At 73.4% G+C, this 18,114-nt stretch carries 20 protein-coding genes; 12 read left to right on the forward strand and 8 right to left on the reverse strand.

Annotation, left to right across the window (positions count from 1 at the left end; translation table 11 throughout):
- The first annotated feature begins 6 nt into the window (after nucleotides 1–6).
- The 7 genes from hemL to MWU57_RS18080 all read left to right on the forward strand — a co-directional run bounded on the left by hemL (nucleotide 7) and on the right by MWU57_RS18080 (nucleotide 5,619).
- Nucleotides 7–1,389 (forward strand): glutamate-1-semialdehyde 2,1-aminomutase, encoded by a 1,383-nt coding sequence (gene hemL, locus MWU57_RS09515; protein ID WP_246908938.1) that lies wholly within the window; start codon nucleotides 7–9, stop codon nucleotides 1,387–1,389.
- A 106-nt stretch (nucleotides 1,390–1,495) separates the two neighbouring features.
- Nucleotides 1,496–1,786: a hypothetical protein gene (locus MWU57_RS09520; protein ID WP_246908940.1), complete on the forward strand. Its 291-nt coding sequence runs from the start codon at nucleotides 1,496–1,498 to the stop codon at nucleotides 1,784–1,786.
- A complete protein-coding gene (locus MWU57_RS09525; protein ID WP_246908941.1) occupies nucleotides 1,783–3,213 on the forward strand; it encodes a hypothetical protein in 1,431 nt (476 codons plus the stop codon). The genes MWU57_RS09520 and MWU57_RS09525 overlap by 4 nt, the downstream gene beginning before the upstream one ends.
- Complete coding sequence (locus tag MWU57_RS09530) at nucleotides 3,210–3,788, forward strand: hypothetical protein (RefSeq protein ID WP_125206468.1); 579 nt, start codon at nucleotides 3,210–3,212, stop codon at nucleotides 3,786–3,788. Before MWU57_RS09525 ends, MWU57_RS09530 begins: the two co-directional genes overlap by 4 nt.
- The gene (locus MWU57_RS09535) at nucleotides 3,785–4,435 is read left to right on the forward strand and encodes a hypothetical protein (RefSeq protein ID WP_246908943.1); all 651 of its coding nucleotides are present in this window, start codon (nucleotides 3,785–3,787) and stop codon (nucleotides 4,433–4,435) included. The genes MWU57_RS09530 and MWU57_RS09535 overlap by 4 nt, the downstream gene beginning before the upstream one ends.
- Nucleotides 4,432–4,992: a hypothetical protein gene (locus tag MWU57_RS09540; RefSeq protein WP_246908945.1), complete on the forward strand. Its 561-nt coding sequence runs from the start codon at nucleotides 4,432–4,434 to the stop codon at nucleotides 4,990–4,992. Before MWU57_RS09535 ends, MWU57_RS09540 begins: the two co-directional genes overlap by 4 nt.
- Nucleotides 4,993–5,103: 111 nt before the next feature.
- Nucleotides 5,104–5,619 (forward strand): HU family DNA-binding protein, encoded by a 516-nt coding sequence (locus MWU57_RS18080; RefSeq protein ID WP_374108542.1) that lies wholly within the window; start codon nucleotides 5,104–5,106, stop codon nucleotides 5,617–5,619.
- A 10-nt stretch (nucleotides 5,620–5,629) separates the two neighbouring features.
- Here the strand turns inward: MWU57_RS18080 and MWU57_RS09550 are convergent, their stop codons facing one another.
- Nucleotides 5,630–5,821 (reverse strand): helix-hairpin-helix domain-containing protein, encoded by a 192-nt coding sequence (locus tag MWU57_RS09550; RefSeq protein ID WP_246908946.1) that lies wholly within the window; start codon nucleotides 5,819–5,821, stop codon nucleotides 5,630–5,632.
- A 96-nt stretch (nucleotides 5,822–5,917) separates the two neighbouring features.
- On the opposite strand from MWU57_RS09550, the gene MWU57_RS09555 reads away from it, so the two are divergent.
- The 3 genes from MWU57_RS09555 to MWU57_RS09565 all read left to right on the forward strand — a co-directional run bounded on the left by MWU57_RS09555 (nucleotide 5,918) and on the right by MWU57_RS09565 (nucleotide 9,260).
- Nucleotides 5,918–6,250: a metal-sensitive transcriptional regulator gene (locus MWU57_RS09555; RefSeq protein WP_281495500.1), complete on the forward strand. Its 333-nt coding sequence runs from the start codon at nucleotides 5,918–5,920 to the stop codon at nucleotides 6,248–6,250.
- 29 nt (nucleotides 6,251–6,279) lie between these two features.
- Entirely contained in the window at nucleotides 6,280–6,600 is a 321-nt protein-coding gene (locus tag MWU57_RS09560) for a heavy-metal-associated domain-containing protein (RefSeq protein ID WP_106265309.1), read from the forward strand.
- Between the two features lie 173 nt (nucleotides 6,601–6,773).
- Nucleotides 6,774–9,260, forward strand: coding sequence for a cation-translocating P-type ATPase (locus MWU57_RS09565; RefSeq protein WP_246908947.1), 2,487 nt, complete (start codon nucleotides 6,774–6,776; stop codon nucleotides 9,258–9,260).
- A gap of 123 nt (nucleotides 9,261–9,383) precedes the next feature.
- Here MWU57_RS09565 and MWU57_RS09570 read toward each other — a convergent pair whose 3' ends face one another.
- The 4 genes from MWU57_RS09570 to MWU57_RS09585 are packed head-to-tail and all read right to left on the reverse strand — an operon-like array spanning nucleotide 9,384 to nucleotide 12,115.
- A complete protein-coding gene (locus MWU57_RS09570; RefSeq protein ID WP_246908948.1) occupies nucleotides 9,384–10,175 on the reverse strand; it encodes an ABC transporter permease in 792 nt (263 codons plus the stop codon).
- The gene (locus MWU57_RS09575) at nucleotides 10,172–11,095 is read right to left on the reverse strand and encodes an ABC transporter ATP-binding protein (RefSeq protein ID WP_106265315.1); all 924 of its coding nucleotides are present in this window, start codon (nucleotides 11,093–11,095) and stop codon (nucleotides 10,172–10,174) included. The genes MWU57_RS09570 and MWU57_RS09575 overlap by 4 nt, the downstream gene beginning before the upstream one ends.
- Nucleotides 11,092–11,391, reverse strand: a complete 300-nt coding sequence (locus MWU57_RS09580) for a transcriptional regulator (RefSeq protein WP_106265317.1) — start codon at nucleotides 11,389–11,391, stop codon at nucleotides 11,092–11,094. The genes MWU57_RS09575 and MWU57_RS09580 overlap by 4 nt, the downstream gene beginning before the upstream one ends.
- Nucleotides 11,384–12,115, reverse strand: coding sequence for a hypothetical protein (locus tag MWU57_RS09585; RefSeq protein WP_246908949.1), 732 nt, complete (start codon nucleotides 12,113–12,115; stop codon nucleotides 11,384–11,386). The genes MWU57_RS09580 and MWU57_RS09585 overlap by 8 nt, the downstream gene beginning before the upstream one ends.
- A 140-nt stretch (nucleotides 12,116–12,255) precedes the next feature.
- Between MWU57_RS09585 and MWU57_RS09590 the strand changes: the two genes are divergently transcribed.
- A complete protein-coding gene (locus tag MWU57_RS09590) occupies nucleotides 12,256–13,494 on the forward strand; it encodes a cation:proton antiporter (RefSeq protein WP_246908950.1) in 1,239 nt (412 codons plus the stop codon).
- A 41-nt stretch (nucleotides 13,495–13,535) separates the two neighbouring features.
- On the forward strand, nucleotides 13,536–14,387 hold the full coding sequence (locus MWU57_RS09595) for a CPBP family intramembrane glutamic endopeptidase (protein ID WP_374108543.1): 852 nt from the start codon (nucleotides 13,536–13,538) through the stop codon (nucleotides 14,385–14,387).
- Here MWU57_RS09595 and MWU57_RS09600 read toward each other — a convergent pair.
- Genes MWU57_RS09600 through MWU57_RS09610 form a run of 3 tightly spaced genes read right to left on the reverse strand, consistent with a single transcriptional unit; the run spans nucleotide 14,380 to nucleotide 18,112 of the window.
- Complete coding sequence (locus tag MWU57_RS09600; RefSeq protein ID WP_246908951.1) at nucleotides 14,380–16,071, reverse strand: ABC transporter ATP-binding protein; 1,692 nt, start codon at nucleotides 16,069–16,071, stop codon at nucleotides 14,380–14,382. The genes MWU57_RS09595 and MWU57_RS09600 overlap by 8 nt on opposite strands.
- A complete protein-coding gene (locus tag MWU57_RS09605) occupies nucleotides 16,068–17,114 on the reverse strand; it encodes an ABC transporter permease (protein WP_246908952.1) in 1,047 nt (348 codons plus the stop codon). The genes MWU57_RS09600 and MWU57_RS09605 overlap by 4 nt, the downstream gene beginning before the upstream one ends.
- Complete coding sequence (locus MWU57_RS09610; RefSeq protein WP_374108544.1) at nucleotides 17,114–18,112, reverse strand: ABC transporter permease; 999 nt, start codon at nucleotides 18,110–18,112, stop codon at nucleotides 17,114–17,116. The genes MWU57_RS09605 and MWU57_RS09610 overlap by 1 nt, the downstream gene beginning before the upstream one ends.
- Nucleotides 18,113–18,114: the final 2 nt, after the last annotated feature.

The following is an 18,114-nucleotide window of genomic DNA, read 5'->3' on the forward strand; positions in this document are numbered from 1 at the left end:
ACGACGATGACGGACACCGCAGGCTTCGGGCACATCGAGGCGGCACTGGTGAGCAGCACGCCCCCGGTCGACAACCACGAGGCCTTCCTGCGCGCCCGGCGCGCGATCCCCGGCGGCGTCAACTCGCCGGTCCGCGCCTACGGCTCGGTCGGCGGCGACCCTCGGTTCCTGGCGAGCGCGCGCGGCGCGTACGTCACCGACGTCGCCGGGCGCGAGTACGTCGACCTCGTCGGGTCGTGGGGTCCGGCGCTGCTGGGGCACGCGCACCCCGAGGTCGTCGCCGCCGTGCAGGAGGCCGCCGCCCGCGGGCTGTCGTTCGGGGCGCCCACGGTGGGCGAGATCGAGCTCGCCGAGGAGATCCGGCGTCGCGTCCCCGCCGCCGAGCGGGTCCGCCTCGTCTCCACCGGCACCGAGGCGACGATGACGGCGGTCCGCCTCGCCCGCGGCGTCACCGGACGCCCGCTGGTCATCAAGTTCGCCGGCTGCTACCACGGGCACGTCGACGCCCTGCTCGCCGAGGCGGGCTCCGGCGTCGCGACGCTGGCGATGCCGGGCACCGCGGGCGTCACCGAGGCCTCCGCCGCCGAGACGCTCGTGCTGCCCTACAACGACCTGCCCGCGGTCGAGGCGGCCTTCGCCGAGCACGGGGAGCGCATCGCCGCGGTCATCACCGAGGCCGCGCCCGCCAACATGGGCGTGGTGCCGCCGTCGGACGGGTTCAACGCCGGGCTGCGGCGGATCACCGCCGCGCACGGGGCGCTGCTGATCCTGGACGAGGTGCTCACCGGGTTCCGCGTCTCCGAGGCCGGGTACTGGGGCTTCGAGAACGCCGGCCAGGCGGCCGAGGACGTCTGGACCCCCGACCTGTTCACCTTCGGCAAGGTGGTGGGCGGAGGGATGCCCGTGGCCGCGCTCGGCGGGCCGGCCGCGATCATGGACCAGCTCGCACCGACCGGGCCGGTGTACCAGGCGGGCACGCTGTCGGGGAACCCGGTGGCGGTGGCTGCCGGCCTGACCACGCTGCGCCTGGCGGACGACGGCGTGTACGCACGCGTCGCCGAGGCGGCCGACGCCGTGTCCCACGGGCTGGGCGAGGCGCTCGACGCCGAGGGCGTGCCGCACCGCATCCAGCGGGCCGGGTCGCTGTTCTCGGTGTTCTTCGGCGAGGCCGCGGCCCGCGACGGCGTCGCCTCCTACGCCGACGCCCAGGCGCAGGACGTGTTCCGGCACGGACCGTTCTTCCACGCGATGCTCGACGCAGGGGTCAACCTGCCGCCGTCGGTGTTCGAGGCGTGGTTCTGCTCGGCGGCCCACGACGACGACGCGGTGCACCGCATCCTCGAGGCGCTCCCCGCCGGGGCACGGGCGGCGGCCGCGGCGAGCGCCTGACCAGCCGACTCAGCAGGTGAGACGGGTCGTCCAGCCCATCGGCAGCGCGGCGCCGGTCTGGCATGCTGTCCCCCGGCGACGTGGGGATCGGCGAGGGAGACGACGGATGGGTGAACGGCTGCAGCTCGACCTGGAAGCGGTGCGGGACACGTCCGCGCGGCTGCGGAGCATCGGGCGATCGCTCGCGGACGCGGAGTCCGCCGCCGACGACCTCGCCGCGATGATCCCGCACCGCGGGCTGGCTGGCGCGGTCGCGACGTTCGGCAAGAACTGGGACGTCGCGAGGACAGAGCTCATCGCCACGCTGGAGGGCCTGCAACAAGCCGCCGACGGCGTGGCGGACACGTTCGCCGAGGTCGACGGCGAGCTGGCCGTGGCGGTGGAGGGCAACCGATGACGACACGTACCGAAGCGCTCCAGGGCGTCTGGACGATGGAGCCGCTCGACGGCGACGCCGGCGGGATCCGACGGCACGCGACCCGCTACACCCGTCTCGCCGAGAAGGTCGGCACCGCCGTGACCGACCTCAAGCGAGCGATCGCGGACGCCGAGGCGCACGAGTCCGAGGCGATGACCGAGCTCGCCACCCAGTCGGACGAGGTGATCCCCCACCTCGCCGCCATCCAGGACCGCTACGAGACGGCGGGATCCGCCCTGAGCACGTTCGCGGACGTGCTCGACCAGGCACAGTCCGACGTCACCGGGGCGATCGCGGTCCGGGAGTCCACCGCCGACACCGTCTCGTCCTACGACGCGCAGATCACCGAGGCCGAGCACGCGATGCAGTGGGCCACGATCGAGGAACTGGAGTCGCGCCGCGACGAGCTGACCCGGCTCGAGAACGCCGTCGAGCCCCTCACCCAGACCCTCGTGGAGGCGCGGACGTCGTACGACGGTGCGCTCGCGGCCGTCGAGGAGGCGGGAGACGTCGCCCGACGCAAGATCGACGACGCCGTCGACGCCGACGGGCTCACCGACTCCCGCTGGGACAGCTTCAAGAGCTGGGTCACAGACAACATGGGCTGGATCAAGGTCCTCAAGGACGCTTTGTCGATCATCGCGACGGCCCTCGGAGTGCTATCGATCTTCTTCCCCTTCCTGCTGCCCTTCGCCGTCGCGTTCGCGGCGGCGACCTTGCTCCTCAGCCTCACGCTAGCGACGACGGGCAACGGGTCCTGGCTCGATGTCGGGCTCGACACGGTCGCGCTGCTGACCCTGGGCGTCGGCGCAGCGATCGGGTCCGGCGTCAAGGGCGCGACCGGGGCACTCCGGGTGACACGCTCCGCACGGCTCGCGTGGTCCGGCGCACAGCGTCCCGGCGTGTTCGGCACGCTCCTGCGCCCGTTCCGAGCCGCCATGCAGTACGGCGACGAGGCGGTCCGCGTCGCCGACGACATCTCGGGCGTCCTGCCCGACGGGATGATGCTCGAAGGCATCAAGCTCGCGGGTCGCCCTGCCTACCGGAGCCTCGACGACGTGTGGAGAGTGTTCCGTGGCGGCGGCACCGACGGAGCAGCCTTCGCTACTGCCGCACAGAACGCCCGTCTCGGTGCCGGCGGCCTGGTCGACGACGCGATCCTCGGCGCCGGGGGTGCGCTGCGGAACGCCGGATTCACCAACAACATCGTCGGGGTCGCCGGAACCGGCGTGAGCTGGCACGACGACGTGATCAACGGCGGAATCCTCGGTCTAGGGGGAGGCTTCCGGGAGGCACGCGGCTCGGCGGGCGATGCCCTCCGAGCATACGGCGACTGGTGGGCTGAGGTGGATGGTGCGACGTTCGATGTCGTCGGTGCATGGGACCCAGCAGGGAGATCCAAGTGACGCTCGAGAAGATGCTCGATCGCTGGGACGTGGTCGGCAGACTCACGTTTGTCATGGCGATGTGCTTCTGTGCCGAGATGTTCTGGGTGGTGGTGCAGATGTTCGTCGCACTAGCGATGGGCGACAACTTTGGATCGCTGGGTCTCCTCGCTACCGCGTTCCGTTGGCTCTCTTGGGTCCCGGCATCCATCTATGCTGCGGCAATATTCCTCAGCATCCGGCTTCCACGCGTCCGTCGAGACACGAGTTGGTCCGCTGACGGGCACCTGCGGATTCCACCGATCGGTCGCGGGATGCTCCTCTTCTTCGGAGTCCTGCTCTTCTTCAGCACAGGTGCGCACGCCGGGTCGCTCTTGCCCGAGGATTCTCCTCCCCCCACCGCCGGGTATGTCGTCACCGTGATGTTGTGCTTGAACGGCATCCTCCTGACGCGCATTGTCCTGGGCACCTTCCGACTGCTCCCACGCTCCTGGCGCGTCGCCCCGGCGTCAGCACCTGCGCCCGGCGACGGCATCGAGGTCCCCGAGCAGCGACTCGCACCCCCACGCACTACCCGAGAGCCACCTGCTCCGTGACCGAGACCGTGGCCCCCACACACCCCAGACCACCGGCATACGCCCTCATCCTGCCGCCGGGCTTCGTCCTGATCCCGGCGCAGGGCGACGTCGAGGCCGACGTCCGCGCCGTCGTCCGGCGTCACTACGGCACCCGGCTCGACGACCGGACGCGGGGGCGTATCCGCCGGCTGGAGCGGTCGCTGGTCGCGACGGTGAGATCGGCACGCGAGCGCGGCGTCGTCGACGTCGTCCTCCCGCTCGGCGTCCCGTGGCGGGCACCGGTGTCCCTGGCCCTGGCGTTCGCCCCGGCAGGGCCGGGTGGCGCACCCGACGCGGACGCGACGACGGTCGTGACCCGGGCGGGTGAGGCCCGCCGTCAGGTGGTGGAGCATCACGACGCGCCCGCCCCGGACGTCGACCTCCCCGGGGAGTCGCCGGGCGGCGCGGTGCGCACCGTGCACCACGTCTGGACGCCGCCGGTCCCCGGTGCGGCGGTGCTGGTCGGGACGTTCACGATCTCGGGCGCGCCCGACCCGGAGCTGACGCCGCTGGTCGACGAGCTCACGGAGCTGGGCGACACGATGATGGCCTCGCTGCGCTGGCGGGACGTTCCCGCCGGCCGGTCGACGGCCGACGACACCACCCCCGAGAGGCAGCCCGCATGACGCTCCGCGTCGACTTCGACACCGACCGATGGGTCTACGTCCCGGAGGCGTTCCCGTGGAACGGCTACCCGGACGAGGACGAGTGGGCCGGGACCGTCGCGCACCTCGCCGCCCAGGCCTTCGAGTACACCGACGACGAGCAGGCGGCCCTCCGTCGCATGCTCGACGCCCTGCTGGCCTATCCGCGCATGCTCGAGGGGATGCACCGGTTCGCCCTGCTCGGCACGCCCGACAAGGGGCTGGAGATGGTGCAGGTCGTCGACGCCCCCACCTCGCCCGAGACCACCGAGGAGAGGATGCTCGGCCTGCCCGACCCGGACGCCACCCGCGAGCCTCAGGTGACCGACGTCGTCGGCGGGCTGGGCAGCGGTCGCCGTGCGGTCCGGTACACGCGCGCCGACGCGCTCGAGGGCGAGATCGTCGTCTCCGTGAACTGGGCGTGGCGTGCCGGCGGGCGCGACGTCGTGGTCATGTACGGCACCTCGAACCTCGTGCAGCTCGACGCGCTGCTACCCGTCCTCGACGAGTTCGCGGCGTCGATCCGGCTCGCCGACTGAGCACACGGTCAGGACGGCGCGCCCGCGCGGTCGGTGACCTGCTGCGGGCTTCACGCTTCAATGGGGCATGGACTGGCACCGGTCGACACCCCGCTCGATGGACGCCGCCGCGTGCCGACGACGACACCGGAGGTACGCATGAACAAGGCCGAGCTCGTCCACGCCGTCGCCGAGCGCGCGGGCAGCAGCCCCGCCGAGGCCAGGCGGCACGTCGACGCCGTCCTGGCGTCCATCGTCGACGGCGTCTCCGCCGGGGAGCGGGTGTCCCTGGTGGGGTTCGGCACGTTCGACAGCACGTCGCGCCCCGCCCGGACCGCCCGCAACCCCCGCACGGGCGCCACCGTCGACGTGCCGGCCGCCGTCGTGCCCCGGTTCCGGATCGGGGCGGGCTTCAAGGCCAAGGTCGCCGACGCCGAGGGTCCGACGGCGGCACGCGCCACCGCCACGGCGCGCAAGCCGGTCCCGGCGGCCGGGACCGCGGCGTCGGCCGGTGGGTCGAAGGGCTCGAACTCGGACGGGAAGAAGAAGGCGAAGAAGGACGCGGCGAAGGCTTCGACGGCGAGCTCGAAGAAGGACGCCAAGGGCAAGAAGAAGTCGAAGAAGGGCAAGAAGTCCAAGAAGAAGTGACGCGCGCGCGTCAGCGGTCCGCGCGGGCCTCGCTCAGCAGCCGGACGGCCCTCGGTCCGACGCCGTGCAGGGCCAGCAGCTCGTCGAGCGGCTCGGGCAGCTCGACGAGGGTGGTGTAGCCCGCGCGCGACAGCGCCCTGGTGGCGGGGCGCCCGATCCGCACGCCGTCGAACTCGGGGCCGGCGTCCGCGTCGTCGTCCATGCCTCCATCCTCGCGGCGAGCGCCCGGGCTGTCGAGACGTCCCGCGAATTCGGTCGCGCCCCTTGACTTCATACCCCATGGGGGTATGTTGGAAGCATGACCGAGGCCATCACGCACCCCGACACCACCATCGGCGAGCACGACGCACCCCACGGGTACGCGTCCGACAAGGCGGCGTACCTCAAGCGCATGCGTCGCATCGAGGGGCAGGTGCGGGGCATCGCGCGGATGATCGACGAGGACGTCTACTGCATCGACATCCTCACGCAGGTGTCCGCCGTGACGAAGGCCCTGCAGTCCGTCAGCCTCGCCCTCGTCGAGGACCACCTCGGGCACTGCGTCGTCGACGCGGCCCGTGAGTCCGACGAGGCCGGGGCCGCCAAGGTCAAGGAGGCGTCCGCCGCGATCGGGCGCCTCGTCCGCAGCTGATCCACCCACCACCGACCGAGGGAGCACCCATGAGCACCGTCACCACGCTGGGCGTCACCGGCATGACCTGCGCCAACTGCGTCGCCCACGTGACCAGCGAGCTCGAGAACGTCCAGGGCGTCGAGCACGTCAGCATCGTCCTCGAGAACGGCGGCGAGTCCGAGGCCACCGTCTTCTCCGACGAGCCGCTCGACGAGCAGGCGCTGCGCGACGCCGTGGACGAGGCCGGCTACGCCGTCGCCTCGCTGACCGTGCAGCCGAACGCCCTGCGGGAGCAGCACGCCGAGCAGGCCCCGGCGCGCCAGCACGCCCACGACGCCGCCGCCCGTTCGTTCGGGCCGGGCGAGTAGCCCGGCCCTCCCTCGCGGACAGCCTGCCGAACCACGGTCCGACGCCACGCCGTCGGACCGTGCAGGCACTCCGCGCCGCGCCGGGCGGCATCCGCCCCGCGCCCCGACCCCGACGGCCGCCACCCCGGTCCGTCGCCGGTGACCTCCGCACCAGCTCTCCCCAGGAGTCACCCATGAGCACCCCGCACAACACCCACACCGCCCCGGCCGCACCGCAGGCCGAGGTCGACCTCGCCATCCAGGGCATGACGTGCGCCTCGTGCGTCGCCCGGGTCGAGAAGAAGCTCACGCGGCTGCCCGGCGTCGAAGCCACCGTGAACCTGCCGTTGGAGAGCGCGCACGTGCGCCGCCCCGACGGCGTCACCGACGCCGACCTCGTGCAGGCCGTCGCGTCCGCCGGCTACACCGCGACCGTCACCCGTTCGCGGTCCACGGCGCCCGCTCCCGACGGCGCGGCACACCCCGACGAGCACGCTGAGCACGACGCGCGCCCTGAGCAGGCAGAGCACGGCGAGCACTCCGGCGGCCACGTGCACACCGAGTACCGCGGCGACGACCTGCGGCGGCGCCTGCGCGTCGCCGCCGTCCTCACCGTGCCGGTCGTGCTGCTCTCCATGGTCCCCGCGCTGCAGTTCGCCGGCTGGCAGTGGGTCGTCGCGGCCCTGGCCCTGCCCGTGGTGACCTGGGGCGCCTGGCCGTTCCACGCCGCGGCGGCCCGTGCGGCCCGGCACGGTGCCTCGACCATGGACACCCTCGTCTCGATCGGCGTGGTCGCGGCGACCCTGTGGTCGCTGTGGGCGCTGCTGCTCGGCGGGGCCGGCGAGATCGGCATGACCATGCAGGTCTCCCTGCTGCCGTCGCGCGAGCACGGCGCCACGCCGGAGCTCTATCTCGAGGTGGCCGCCGTCGTCACGACGTTCCTGCTGGCCGGCCGCTACGCCGAGCACCGGTCCAAGCGCCGCGCCGGCGACGCGCTGCGCTCGCTCCTGGAGCTCGGCGCCAAGGAGGCCGAGCGGGTCGTCACCGGTCCGGACGGGCGTCCCGTGAGCTCCGACGGCGGCACCCTGGTCACCGAGCGCGTCGCCGTCGGGGCGCTGCGCACGGGCGACCTGTTCACGGTCCGCCCGGGCGAGAAGGTGGCCACCGACGGCGAGGTCGTCGAGGGGACCTCCGCGGTCGACACCTCGCTGCTGACGGGCGAGCCGGTGCCCGTGGACGTCGCCCCCGGCGACGCCGTCACCGGGGCCACCGTGAACACCTCCGGTCACCTGCTGGTCCGCGCCACGCGGGTCGGCGAGGAGACCACGCTGGCCCAGATCGGGCGGCTGGTCTCGCAGGCGCAGACGGGCAAGGCGCCGGTGCAGCGGCTCGCGGACCGCATCTCGGCGGTGTTCGTGCCGATCGTGCTGGCCCTGGCCGTCCTCACCCTGGGTGGCTGGCTGCTGGCCGGTGCCGGGGCGCAGTTCGCCTTCACCGCCGCCGTGGCGGTGCTGATCATCGCCTGCCCCTGCGCCCTGGGTCTCGCGACCCCGACGGCGCTGCTGGTCGGCACCGGGCGCGGCGCCCAGCTCGGCGTGCTCATCAAGGGCCCGGAGATCCTGGAGTCCACCCGCCGGGTCGACACCGTGGTGCTCGACAAGACCGGCACCGTCACGGCCGGCGCGATGGCGCTGGAGCGCGTGGTGCCCGCCGAGGGCGTGGACGCCGACGAGGCCCTGCGCTGGGCCGCCGCGGTGGAGGACCGCAGCGAGCACCCGATCGCCCAGGCGATCGCCTCCTCCGACCTGTCAGAACCTCGTGGTGGGGTACCGCGCGCTGGTTCTGACAGCTCCGCGGGAACCGGGGCCGACGGCGTCACGATCGGCGCACTGCAGGTCTTCGACTTCCGCTCCACGGCGGGCGGCGGTGTCGAGGCCGTGGTCCGGACGGCGCACGCGGGCCTGGGCAGCGAGGGATCGGGTGGGCTCGGCGCGCGCCGCGTCGCGGTCGGCCGCCTGACCTGGCTCGACGAGACGGGCGTGCGCGTCCCGGACGAGGTGCGCGACGCCGTCGGGCACGCCGAGCGGGACGGGGCGACCGCCGTCGTCGTCGCCTGGGACGGCAGCGCCCGGGCCGCGCTCGTGCTGCGCGACCCGGTCAAGCCGACCTCCGCCGAGGCCGTGGCCGAGCTGAAGGCGCTCGGCCTGCACCCCGTGCTGCTCACCGGCGACTCCGAGGGCGCGGCGCGCGCCGCGGCCGCCGAGGTCGGCATCGACGAGGTGATCGCCCGCGTGCTCCCGGCGGACAAGGCGGCGACGATCTCGCGCCTGCAGGGCGAGGGACGGACGGTGGCGATGGTGGGCGACGGCGTGAACGACGCCGCAGCGCTGGCGACCGCCGATCTCGGGCTCGCGATGGGCACGGGCACCGACGTGGCCATCGAGGCGAGCGACATCACGCTGGTGCGCGGGGACCTGCGGGCGGCCGCCACCGCCGTGCGGCTCTCGCGGCGCACGTTGCGCGTGATCAAGCAGAACCTGTTCTGGGCGTTCGCGTACAACGTGGCGGCGATCCCGCTCGCCGCGGCCGGGCTGCTCAACCCGATGATCGCGGGCGCGGCGATGGCGGCGTCGTCGGTCATCGTGGTGACGAACTCGCTGCGCCTGCGGCGAGCCGGCTGACCCCACCGCCCCCATCTCTCGCTGTGGGCGCGAATTCTGGCCCGTTTCATCCCCTTTGCGGGGATACTGCGGCACAGAATTCGCGCCCACAACGCTCGACGGGGTTCACAACGCTCGACGGGCTCAGCGGAAGCGGCGTCCCTCGTCGCGGCGGTAGGCCCAGGCCGCCAGCGCGGCGAAGACCGCCGTCCAGCCGACCAGCACCGGCCACGCCCACGGGTTGGCCGGTGCGCCGGTGAGCGCCTGGACCAGCAGGTCCCGGGCGGCCCGCGTGGGCGTGAGCTGGGAGAGGGTGTCCAGCCACGCCGGGAACATCATCGGCGGCAGGAACAGCCCGCCGGCGAACGCCAGCGGGAACAGGACGACCTGCACCACCGGCAGCGCCGCCTTGGCGGTCAGCGAGTAGCCCACCGCCATGCCCAGGAGCACGAACGGCACCGACGCCAGCAGGATCATCCCGACCCCCGCCGCGAGCTGCGTCGCCGTCACGGCCGCCGACGTGAAGAGCCACGCCACCGCGATGAGCGGGAGCAGCCCGACGAGCGTGAAGATCGCCCCGTTGCCCACGCGGGCGACCATCCGCGGCCCCGGACCCGCGGGCAGCGAGCGCACGAACGGGTCGAAGGGCAGCGCCCGGTCCTCGGCCACGCCGAGGCCGTAGGTGAACAGGCTCGCCGAGCACACCGCGAACATCGCCAGTCCCGCGACCGCCATCGTCGCGAACTGCGGGTTGCCGGCGACGGAGTCCTGCGGCACGACGAAGAACACCATCGCCAGCGCCGGGAACACCGCGTTGCCGATCACGGCCATCGGGATGCGGACGGTCTCGAGGAACTGGAACTTCAGGTGCAGCCAGGCGAACCGGAGGGGGCTGACGACCCTCGGGCTAGCCGATGCAGGGTTCGCGGTGGTCATCGGGTCGCTCCTTCCAGACGGGCCGGCACGTCGGCGTCCACCATCTCGGCGAACGCCTCCTCCAGGCTGGCGCCCCGGATCTCGAGGTCGCGGAAGTCGACGTCGGCACGCACCAGGTCGCGGACCAGGGCGTCGGCGTCGGGGGTGAACAAGGACTGCCGCGTGCCGCCGTCGGCCCCGGCCGTCGGAGCGACGGCCTCGGCGCGCGCGACGCCCGGCCACGCCGAGAGGTCGTCGGCGCAGGTCAGGACGACGCGCCGCAGCGCGACCCGGCGCAGGATCGCGCCGAGGGAGTCGTCGGCGCGGACGACGCCGTGGTCGATGACGACGACGCGCTCGGCCAGCGCCTGCACCTCCTCCAGGTAGTGGCTGGTCAGCAGCACCGTGCCGCCGTCCGCGTGATAGGCGCGGATCGCGTCCCACAGCGCCTGGCGGGCCCCGACGTCGAGCCCGGTCGTGGGCTCGTCGAGCAGGATGACGCGCGGGTTGCCGACCAGCGACAGGGCCACGGCCAGCCGCCGCTTCTGCCCGCCGGACAGCGCGCCGGTCTGCTTGCGGGCCATCTCGGTGAGGCCGAACCGGTCGAGCAGCTCGCCGGTGGGCACGGGGGCCGGGAAGTGGCCGCCGACGAAGTCGACGACCTCCCCCACCCGGAGCGTCGGGGGCAGGCCGGTCTCCTGCGGGGTGACGCCGAGGCCGATCCGGCTGGCCGCGTCGCGGGGGTCGCCGCCCAGGAGGCGGACCGTCCCCCGGTCGGGTCGGCGCTGCCCGCTGACGAGGGACAGCAGGGTGGACTTGCCGGCGCCGTTGGGGCCGAGCAGCCCCACGAGCTCGCCGGGTCCGACGTCGAGGGAGACGTCGTCGAGCGCGACCACGTCCCCGAACCTGCGGGTGACGCCGTCGACGGTGATGACGGTCATGCTCCTGTTCCCTTCAGCAGTGCGGTGAGGGTGGCGGTGTAGTCCTCGAAGGCGCGCCGACCCTCGGTGGTCAGCGCGAGGTAGGTGACGGGCTTGCGCCCGGCGTGCGCCTTGGCGACCCGGACGTAGCCGGCGTCCTCCAGCTTGCGCACGTGGGTCGAGAGGTTGCCCGCGGTCATGTCGAGCAGCTTCTGCAGCTTCGGGAAGACGATCTCGTCCCCGGGCGGCAGCGCCGCCAGCGTCGAGACCACCCGCAGCCGGGCGGGGGCGTGGATGACGGTGTCGAGCTCAGTCATCACCCACCCCCGGTCCGACGCCGGTGGTCGCGCCGGACGCGCGGCCGCGGTGGCGTCGTCGGGCGACGAGGACGGACTCGACGCCGCACATGACGAGGAACCCGCCGCCGCCGGCCAGCGCCATGACGAGGTACGTGGCGGGCATGCCGGCGATCGTGGCGACGCCGCCGGTGAGCAGGATCCACAGGCCGAGGACGTAGAGCCGGTTGTCGCAGAAGAACGTGCCGCCGGCGAGGTAGAGCAGGCCGACGACGGCACAGGCGAGGGCGTTGGCCACCAGGCCGATCACCTCGTCGGACGCCCCGGCGCGGGCGATGCCGCTGATGACGAACGGGTACGCGACGAACCCGAGCGCCCAGGACCAGCCGTACATCATGCCGACGCGGGCGCTGGGGCCACGGGTCCCGGCGCTGCGGACGCCGCTGTGCACGACCGTGATGGTGATCGCGGCGGCGAGCAGGGCGAAGAAGACGGCGAAGGCGACGCCGCCGGGTGCGCCGTCGGCCGAGCGGGCGCTCGTCCACAGCACCAGGTAGCCGGCGAGCCACGCGACGCCCCAGACGAGGTAGAGCAGGCGCCCGTCGGGCTCCGTCGCGGCACGGGCGCGCTGCTGGGACTCCTCGATGAGCCGCAGGGACTCGGCGGGGTCGAACGCCGAGCGCCCGTGGCCCCGGTGCTCGTCCGGCTCGCGACCGGCCGCGTCGTCGTGCTCGGGTGTCGTCATCTCTCCACCTCTCGGGACCTGCGAAGTAGTTTGTGCTGCAAACCTGTTTGTAGAGTCTCACGCCGATCGTGGCGGCACAAGACCTGCGACCCGACGGGGTCGCGTCTACGGTGCGAGGACACCGCCGCACGACCCGGGAGGTGACCTGGTTGGAGCTGCCGCTGCTGTACGCGACGGTCGGCGTCGCGAGCGTCGTCCTGGCCCTGGTGAGCAGACGGCTGCGCTCGCTGCCCGTCACCGAACCCCTGGTCGGCCTGCTGCTCGGCGTCGCGCTCGGCCAGGCCGGCGTCCTGGGCGGGTCCGGCGCCCTCGGCTGGGACGAGGCGCAGCGCGACACCCTCCTGCTCGAGTCGTCCCGCCTGCTGCTCGCCGCCTCCGTCATGGCCGCCGCGCTGCGCTTCCCGACCCACCGGCTGCGGGCGCTGGTGCGGCCGGTCGCCTGGATGCTGCTCGTCGTCATGCCCGTCGCGGCAGTGATCTCGGGCGGCCTCGCCCTCACCCTCGGGCTGCCGCTGGCGCTCGCCGTCGTCGTCGGGGCTTGCCTGAGCCCCACCGACCCGGTGCTCGCGGCATCCGTGGTCACCGGCGACGTCGCCGAGAGGTCCCTGCCGAGCCGCCTGCGCGCGCTGCTCACCGCGGAGAGCGGCGCCAACGACGGCCTCGCCCTGCCCCTGGTCGCCATCGCCGTCTCCCTCGCGCTCACCACGCGCGACACGGGCCACGAGCTGCTGATCCTCACCTGGGAGGTGCTGGGCGCCGTCGTGATCGGCGTCGTCGCCGGGCTCGTCACCGCCGCGGGACGCCGGCTCGCGACGCGCGAGCACGACCTGGCCGGCGGCCCCTCGCTCGTCCTGACGCTCCTGCTCGCCCTCGCCGCCCTCGGCGTCGCCCGGCTCGCCGGGACCGACGGCGTGCTCGCCGTGTTCGTGGCGGGCATCGCCTACGGGGCGCGCACCGACGAGTCGACGCGCGAGCACCAGGACATGATCGACGAGGCCGTGAACCGGTACGCCGTCGTCCCGTTCTTCCTGCTCGTCGGGGCCGCCCTGCCGTGGGCGGACTGGGCCGCGCTGGGACCCGTCGTCGTGCTCGTCACCGTCGGGGTGCTCGTCGTGCGCCGGCTGCCGACGGTGCTGCTGATGGCGCCCGTGCTCGGCCTGACCCGCCGCGACGCCGCGTTCGCCGGGTGGTTCGGCCCGATGGGCGTCTCCGCCGTGTTCTACCTCGCCCACGCGCGGGACCAGGGTGTGACCGACCCGCGGGTCTTCGCGCTCGGGATGCTCGTCGTCGCGGCCAGCACCGTGGTGCACGGGACGACGGCGGCCCCGCTCGTCCGGCTCTACGCCCGCACCGACGCCGACCGCCCGGCCCGTTCCTGAGCCCACGCCGCGCCCCGCGGCGGCGTGGCGGTGGGCCTACGCTGGACGCCGTGCCCGACTCAGCCCCCGCCCCGGCAGCCACCGACCGATGGGCTCCGCCCGCCCCGGCCGCACCGGTGCGCACGCCGCGCGACCGCCGTCGGACCGGCGCCGAGATCTGGATCGTCCTGGGCCTGAGCCTGGGGCAGAGCGGCGTCTACGCGCTGGTGAACATCGTCGCGCGGCTCACCGCCGAGACGTCGCTGGCCGAGCAGTCCGCCACGCTCAACGCGTCCCGCTCGCCCCGGCCGTGGCTCGACCTGACGTACCAGCTCCTCGGCATCGCGTTCGCGCTCGTCCCCGTGGCCCTGGCGCTCTACCTGCTCAGCGCCCGGGGTCCCGGCACCCTGCGACGCATCGGGCTCGACGCCGCACGGCCCGGACGCGACACCGCCTGGGGTTTCGCGCTGGCGGCCGCCATCGGGCTGCCCGGGCTCGCCTTCTACGCGCTGGGCCGGCTCCTCGGGATCACCGTCAGCGTGCAGGCCAGCGCCCTGGACGAGCACTGGTGGACGGTGCCCGTGCTGATCCTGGCGGCCCTGCAGAACGGGCTGCTCGAGGAAGTCGTCGCAGTGGCATACCTCGCCGAGCGCACCGCCGACCTGGGCTGGACGCGCCTCAAGATCGTCGCCGCCAGTGCGCTGCTGCGCGGGTCCTACCACCTGTACCAGGGCATCGGGCCGTTCGTCGGCAACGTCGTCATGGGCGTCGTGTTCGCCTGGTTCTACACCTCCCGGTGGGGCCGGCACCGCGTGCTGCCGCTCGTCGTCGCGCACACCGTGCTCGACGTCGTCGCGTTCGTCGGCTACGCGCTGGTGCCGGCCGCCTGGCGCGAGGCGCTGGGCATCACCTGACGGACGGCTCGGCGAGCGTCTCCCACGCCTGCCGCCGCTCCGCCTGGGCCACCGGGTCCGGCACGGGCAGGGAGGCGAGCAGGCGGCGCGTGTAGTCCTCCCGCGGTGACCCGAGCACCTCGGCACCCGTGCCCTCCTCCACGAGCCGGCCACGGTACAGCACCGCGATCCGGTCCGCGAGGAGGTCGACCACCGCGAGGTCGTGCGAGACGAACAGGCACGCGAAGCCGAGCTCGGCCTGCAGCTCGGTGAACAGCTCCAGCACCTTGGCCTGGACGGAGACGTCGAGGGCCGACGTCGGCTCGTCCGCCACCAGCAGCTCCGGGTCGAGCGCCAGACCCCGGGCCAGCGAGGCGCGCTGGCGCTGCCCGCCGGACAGCTCGTGCGGGAACCGGTCACCGTACGAGCGGGGCAGCTGCACCGCCTCCAGCAGCTCGTCGACCCGCCGGCGCGCCGCCTCCGGCGTCCGGGCCCGCCCGTGCACCACCAGCGGCTCGGCCACGCACTCGGCGATGGTCAGCAGCGGGTTGAACGAGGTGGCCGGGTCCTGGAACACGAACCCCAGCCGGGGGCGCATCGTGCGCAGCCGGCGCCCGCGGGCGCCGTTCATCTGCGCGCCGAGCACCTCGAGCGAGCCGCCGCTCACCGGGGTCAGACCGGCGATCGCGCGGGCGATCGTCGTCTTGCCCGAACCGGACTCCCCCACCAGGCCCAGCACCTCGCCCGGCCGGATGGCGAACGAGACGTCGTCCACCGCGGTGAACGACGGCTGCCGGAACCGGCCCGGATAGGTGATCGTCAGGCCCTCGGCCCGGACGACCGGCTCGGCGTCGTGCCAGCCTTCCGGTCGTGCCTCGAGCCGCGCTGCCGCGCGGGCCACACCCTCGCCGATCCGCGGGACCGCACCGAGCAGCGCCCGGGTGTACTCGGCCTGCGGGTCGGCGAAGAGGTCCTTGACCGGAGCGCTCTCCACCACCTCGCCCTGGTACATCACCGCGACCCGGTCCGCGAGGTCCGCGACCACGCCCATGTTGTGGGTGATGAGCACGATCGCCGTGCCCGTGTCGTCCCGCAGCCGCCGCAGCAGCTCCAGGATCTCCGCCTGCACGGTCACGTCGAGTGCGGTGGTGGGCTCGTCCGCCACGATGAGGCCGGGGTTCAGCACGAGCGCCATCGCGATGACGATGCGCTGCTTCTGCCCGCCCGAGAACTGGTGCGGGTAGTGGTCCACCCGCTCCTCGGGATCGGGGATGCCCACCGTGCCCAGCACCTCGATCGCGCGCCGGCGCGCCTCCTTCTTCGACACCTTGCCGTGGGCGCGCAGGCCCTCCGCGATCTGCCGCCCCACCGTGTACACGGGGTTGAGGACGCTCGACGGCTCCTGGAAGACCATGGCGACGTCCCGGCCGCGCACCTCGCGCAGCCTCGCCCCCGACACCGAGACGACGTCGGTGGTGGTGCCGTCCCGCGCCGTGAGCACCACGGCGCCACGGGTCGTCGCCGTGGCGGGCAGCAGCCCCAGGATCGCCTTCGCCGTGACGGTCTTGCCCGAGCCGGACTCGCCCACGACGGCGAGGACCTCGCCGGGCCGGACCTCGAGGCTCACGCCGTCGACGGCGCGCACCGGGCCGGCGTCGGTGGCGAACGAGACCGCCAGGTCGTTGATCGATGCGACGGCGCTCACGCGACGTCTCCCTTCTGCTGGTCGTCCGCGACGACGGACGTGGCCGCGACCTTCCCGGAGACCTGCTTCGAGCGCGACCGCGAGCGCAGCCGCGGGTCCGCGAGGTCGTTGAGCGACTCGCCCACCAGCGTCATGCCCATCGCGGCGACGACGATCGCCAGGCCCGGGAACAGCGCGGTCCACCAGATGCCCGAGGTCACGTCGGCGACGGCCCGCTGCAGGTCGTAGCCCCACTCGGCGGCCGCCGTCGGCTCGATCCCGAACCCGAGGAACCCGAGCCCGGCCAGCGTGAGGATCGCCTCGGAGGCGTTGAGGGTCACGATCAGGGGCAGCGTGCGGATCGAGTTGCGCAGCACGTGGCGGGTCATGATCCGCCAGTGCCCGGTGCCGAGCACGCGTGCCGAGTCGACGAACGCCTCGCCCTTGACCCGGACCACCTCCGCCCGCACCACCCGGAAGTACTGCGGCACGAACACCACGGTGATGGACAGCGCCGCCGCGAAGATGCCGCCCCACATGCTCGACTGACCGCCGGAGATGACGATCGCGAGCAGGATGGCGAGCAGCAGGGAGGGGAACGCGTAGACGGCGTCGGCCACCAGCACCAGCAGCCGGTCGACCCAGCCGCCGAAGTACCCGGACAGCAGCCCGAGGACCACCCCGACCACGATCGAGGACAGCACCGCGACGACGACGACGAACAGTGCCGTCTGCGCGCCCCACACGACGCGCGACAGCACGTCGTAGCCGCCCACGGTGGTGCCGAACCAGTGGTCGGCGCTGGGCGGCTGCTGCGCCCCGAACATGCCGTCGGGGCCGCGCAGCTGTGCCCAGCCGTACGGGGCGATCCACCGGGCACCGGCCGCCAGCACGACGAAGGCCACCGTGAGAACCAGGCCCGCCACCAGCATGCCGCGCTGCAGCCCGACGCTCTGGCGCAGCTGGTGCACCACGGGCAGGCGCTTGAACCACGCACCGCGACCGCGCAGGTGCTCCGGCGCGGCGCCGGCGGTGCCGACGCCCGTGATCTCCGGCGCAGTCATCAGTACCTCACCCTCGGGTCCACGAGGACCGCGATCATGTCGACCAGGAAGTTCGTCACGGCCACCACGACCGCCATCACCACGACGATCCCCTGCACCGCGACGAAGTCGCGCGCCTGCAGGTACTGGGCGAGCTGGAAGCCCAGCCCGCGCCACTCGAACGTGGTCTCGGTCAGCACCGCACCGACCAGCAGCATGGCGATCTGCATGCCCGCCACCGTGATGACGGGGATGAGAGCCGGGCGCCAGGCGTGACCCGTGACGAGACGGCGCTCGCGGACGCCCCGCGACCGGGCCGCCGTGACGTAGTCGGTGCCGAGGGTGCCGATCATGTTGGTCCGGACCAGCCGGAGGAAGATCCCGGCGGTCAGCAGCCCGAGCGCCATGGCCGGCAGGACGGCGTGGGACAGCACGTCCAGGAGGACGGCGGGGTCCCCGGTCTGCAGGGCGTCGATCACCATGAAGCCGGAGTCGGCCCCGGCCTTGCGCATCTCGATCTCGCCGGCGGTCGACACGCGGCCGGCCACGGGGAACCACCCGAGCCAGACGGAGAAGACCAGCTTGAGCAGCAGGCCGGCGAAGAAGACCGGGGTGGCGTACGCGAGGATCGCGAGCACGCGCAGGACGGCGTCCGGGACACGGTCGCGGAAGTACCCGCTGAGCATCCCGAACGGGACGCCCAGCACCGTCGCGACCAGCACGGCGTACAGGCTCAGCTCCAGCGTCGCCGCACCGTAGGTGGTGAGCACCTCGGTCACGGGCCGGCTGTCGCTGAGCGTGGTGCCGAGGTCGCCGGTGAAGACGCCGGACAGGTAGTCCCAGTACTGCACGAGGATCGGCCGGTCGTACCCGGCGGCATGGATGCGCTCGGCGAGCTGGTCCGGGGTGAGACGACCGCCGAGGGCGGCCGTGATCGGGTCACCCGTGGCGCGCATGAGCACGAACACGGTGGTGACCAGGATGAAGACGGTGGGGATGATCAGCAGGAAGCGCACCAGGA

Source organism: Isoptericola sp. S6320L (genome assembly GCF_023015685.1).
Classification (GTDB): domain Bacteria; phylum Actinomycetota; class Actinomycetes; order Actinomycetales; family Cellulomonadaceae; genus Isoptericola; species Isoptericola halotolerans_A.

Coding starts and splice junctions, on each gene's coding strand:
- hemL (WP_246908938.1), top strand. CDS start 7: ATGACGGACACCGCAGGCTTCGGGCACATCGAGGCGGCACTGGTGAGC.
- MWU57_RS09520 (WP_246908940.1), top strand. CDS start 1,496: ATGGGTGAACGGCTGCAGCTCGACCTGGAAGCGGTGCGGGACACGTCC.
- MWU57_RS09525 (WP_246908941.1), top strand. CDS start 1,783: ATGACGACACGTACCGAAGCGCTCCAGGGCGTCTGGACGATGGAGCCG.
- MWU57_RS09540 (WP_246908945.1), top strand. CDS start 4,432: ATGACGCTCCGCGTCGACTTCGACACCGACCGATGGGTCTACGTCCCG.
- MWU57_RS09550 (WP_246908946.1), bottom strand. CDS start 5,821: ATGGACGACGACGCGGACGCCGGCCCCGAGTTCGACGGCGTGCGGATC.
- MWU57_RS09555 (WP_281495500.1), top strand. CDS start 5,918: ATGACCGAGGCCATCACGCACCCCGACACCACCATCGGCGAGCACGAC.
- MWU57_RS09560 (WP_106265309.1), top strand. CDS start 6,280: ATGAGCACCGTCACCACGCTGGGCGTCACCGGCATGACCTGCGCCAAC.
- MWU57_RS09565 (WP_246908947.1), top strand. CDS start 6,774: ATGAGCACCCCGCACAACACCCACACCGCCCCGGCCGCACCGCAGGCC.
- MWU57_RS09570 (WP_246908948.1), bottom strand. CDS start 10,175: ATGACCACCGCGAACCCTGCATCGGCTAGCCCGAGGGTCGTCAGCCCC.
- MWU57_RS09575 (WP_106265315.1), bottom strand. CDS start 11,095: ATGACCGTCATCACCGTCGACGGCGTCACCCGCAGGTTCGGGGACGTG.
- MWU57_RS09580 (WP_106265317.1), bottom strand. CDS start 11,391: ATGACTGAGCTCGACACCGTCATCCACGCCCCCGCCCGGCTGCGGGTG.
- MWU57_RS09585 (WP_246908949.1), bottom strand. CDS start 12,115: ATGACGACACCCGAGCACGACGACGCGGCCGGTCGCGAGCCGGACGAG.
- MWU57_RS09605 (WP_246908952.1), bottom strand. CDS start 17,114: ATGACTGCGCCGGAGATCACGGGCGTCGGCACCGCCGGCGCCGCGCCG.